This is a genomic window from Chitinivibrionales bacterium, assembly GCA_014728215.1.
Classification (GTDB): Bacteria; Fibrobacterota; Chitinivibrionia; order Chitinivibrionales; family WJKA01; genus WJKA01.
Map to the genome: position 1 here is coordinate 1 of WJLZ01000116.1, position 2,932 is coordinate 2,932.

Below are 2,932 nucleotides of genomic sequence, written 5' to 3' on the forward strand. Positions count from 1 at the left end.
GTAAATCTTTTATCCGGAATGGTCATGTACATGTTCGTCAAGATCCAATCAAAACTCAAATTCTTGGAAAAAAGCAGGCAAACCAGGATACGCTTACTTTTAATAAAGATGGATATTTCCCCGCCAAAATAGTTATTAGCGGACAATCTGAGAATGTCGGCACTATCATGCTTGAGAAAAATCCTTATGGTCCGGGGATAACAATTTTAGAAGAAGATTCAGCAAATGAACTGACATTTCCAGAGGATGCCAAAGGCGAGAGGTTTGTTAAATTTATAACAATGTATACAAAATTTTATTCGCTATATGAAGATGCCTATGATTTTATTATAGAGATTTTTCCTTTTGCAAATTCTCATGATTTTTCATGTGTTAATGTTAATGTTGGGGCATATGGCATTGGCAAAGGATATCCGCCTTCTAAAAACAATCCATACTATATCCTGGCAAAGAATTTAAAATCAAAAATCAACATTCCGCTATTCATTGGATTTGATAGCGCAAAACCGCTACAATTCACTTTTATTGATGGTATAGTCCATGAGATCGGGCACAATTGGCTCTGCTCTGTTGTCGTTTTATATGAGGACACGACTAAAAAACCATATGGTGGTCACTGGCCGAATAATTCCGATCTGTTTTCCGGCGACACCTCTGTGTTTGATCCATTGGCATTTAATCAGTGGATACTGAGCGAGCAGGATACCATATGCATTAACGTAAACAAATACTGGAACAACGAACTACGTTTTTCTGACTTATCGCTTTACTTAATGGGGTTGATGCCGCCGGACTCTGTTATGCCTGTAACCATGCATGATTTTGTGCCGATTCCAGATAATGATTTGTACAATGGCAATGGGCCGAATTGCTATGCAACTGAACCACGGTTTATAAAAAGCAGACAGGTACCGATTGAAAGAATAATTCGATTGAATGGCGAACGTATTCCGGACTATTCCAACAGCCAGAAAGATTTTAAAGTGATGTTTCTGGTTTTAAAGCTGAAAAATGAACCAATCCCCGATAATTTCATGGATCTCGTAGCGCTTCACCGCGATTCGCTCCCTTCACTCTGGAATAAGGCGACCGGCGGAAGGTCTCAAATTCTTTACTAAAATAGCCGGCATTAAACACTCTACTTATTGATTGGGACGGAGCAAATAAACAAAGATGCAGGGGCCATATATTCGACCCTTGAGAAAGGCGAAGATGATAGTATCAACAACTTAACTTGAATGCTGCCTATATTTATGGATAATTCAGTCTATATTTGAAACGGCACTTAAAATTTAGCATCTATATTTGAAATGTCATTTAAAATATAGTATACTTAATCTATGATTCAGCGACAGCTTTCACAATGGCTTCAAAAAGTTATCTCCCGGCCGCAGATTGTGCATATTTTCGGTTTGAGGCAAACCGGGAAAACCACGCTAATGAATGAATTTCGGAAAAATATCAACGGGCACCTTCATTATCCTTTTCAGGACTATATCATTTTAAATAAATATCAATCGGATATTGCGTTATGGATCAGTGAAATTCAGGAGGCGCTCAGGCGTGTCGGTGAAAAGGAGAAACTTCATGTCTTTGTCGATGAAGTTCAGAAGATCCCGGATATTTTCCAGGCGCTTCAGGGATTATATGATGAGCACAAAGGCCGGATAAAATTCTGGATATGGGGATCATCAGCAAGGCCGCTTAAGAAGCATCGGGCGGAAACACTGGCCGGGAGGTTTATTTCCCGAATTCTTCATCCACTCTCACAGGCTGAAATTTTTAAAAAGCAAACAATGCTGCCGGTGCTTTTGCAATTGCCTGGTTCCTTATTAGATATTTCATACAGCCAGCCCTCGAATTACAACCGCTTCCTGAGTAACTGTTTAAGACACACGCTTCTTCCGGAACCGTTTCTGATTGACGATGAAGATGCTGTGGATGATTTGTTGGAATCGTATCAGGCATCATACCTTGAAAATGAAATACGTCGGGAGAATCTGGTGTCGGATATTGGAATTTTCAGTCGATATCTTGTGTTATCGGCTTCTGAAAACACAGAGACAGCCAACTATTCATCGTTTGCCAAAGATTTAGGCGTCAGCTCCAACACCATAAAAACCTACTTTGACATTCTCAAAGATACGTTTATTGCAACTCATCTTCAGCCATACAGCAAACGGCTGCGCGTTCAGATAAGCAAGAGTCCGAAAAATTATTTTGCCGATGCCGGACTTGCTCATTTTGTGGCCGGTCATCGTTCAGTTCCGGCACAGCAAACAAGCTGGTTCGGCAAGCTCTTTGAAGCATTCGTTTATAATGAGATTGTCAAGCAGGTTGAATATAATCATCTCCCCTGGAAACTTACTTTCTGTCGCACGAAAACAGGTAGGGAAGCCGATCTGATTATCTCAAACGGCACGGTCTCAGTGGCAGTAGAAATCAAGGCAAAATCAAGAATCGATGCAAAGGATTATGAAGATCTGCAATATATGATGTCCCTTGATGCCTCTATATCGCATGGCGTCGTTATTTCTCTTCAGGGGGCGCCTTTGCAGCTTGATGACAAAATCTTTAATTTTCCTGTCTGGAACCTGTGATATTCAACCATGTGATATTCAATCAATGATTGGGGCGGAGCAAATATAAAATGGTAACATTCGCAGTAATAACGAAATTCAATGCGAAACGTTATATGAAACTTCAGATATTCGTTTAAAAAGAAATATTGGTGACATAAGAGGTGCTCTTTCTAAAGTAAAAAAAATGAAAGGTATTTCATATGAATTTAATCATCAAAATAGAAAAAGACTAAAAGCACGTTCTGCAAAGCAAATGGGATTCAGCGCTCAAGAAATTGAAAAAATTTTCCCCGAAATTGTTGTAACGGATTCCAAGGGATATAAAGCTATTAATTATACAGCACTTATAC

Annotated in this window: 2 protein-coding genes; both read left to right on the forward strand. The window is 39.5% G+C overall.

The window, feature by feature from the left end:
- Window positions 1–1,340 precede the first annotated feature (1,340 nt).
- Window positions 1,341–2,600: an AAA family ATPase gene (locus GF401_08635; protein ID MBD3345112.1), complete on the forward strand. Its 1,260-nt coding sequence runs from the start codon at window positions 1,341–1,343 to the stop codon at window positions 2,598–2,600.
- A 166-nt stretch (window positions 2,601–2,766) separates the two neighbouring features.
- Window positions 2,767–2,932, forward strand: a 166-nt coding sequence (locus GF401_08640) for a tail fiber domain-containing protein (protein ID MBD3345113.1), incomplete at its 3' end; no start/stop codon positions are given.

Excerpts from the sequence above, each read along its gene's own strand:
- GF401_08635 (MBD3345112.1), top strand. The coding sequence starts at position 1,341 with ATGATTCAGCGACAGCTTTCACAATGGCTTCAAAAAGTTATCTCCCGG.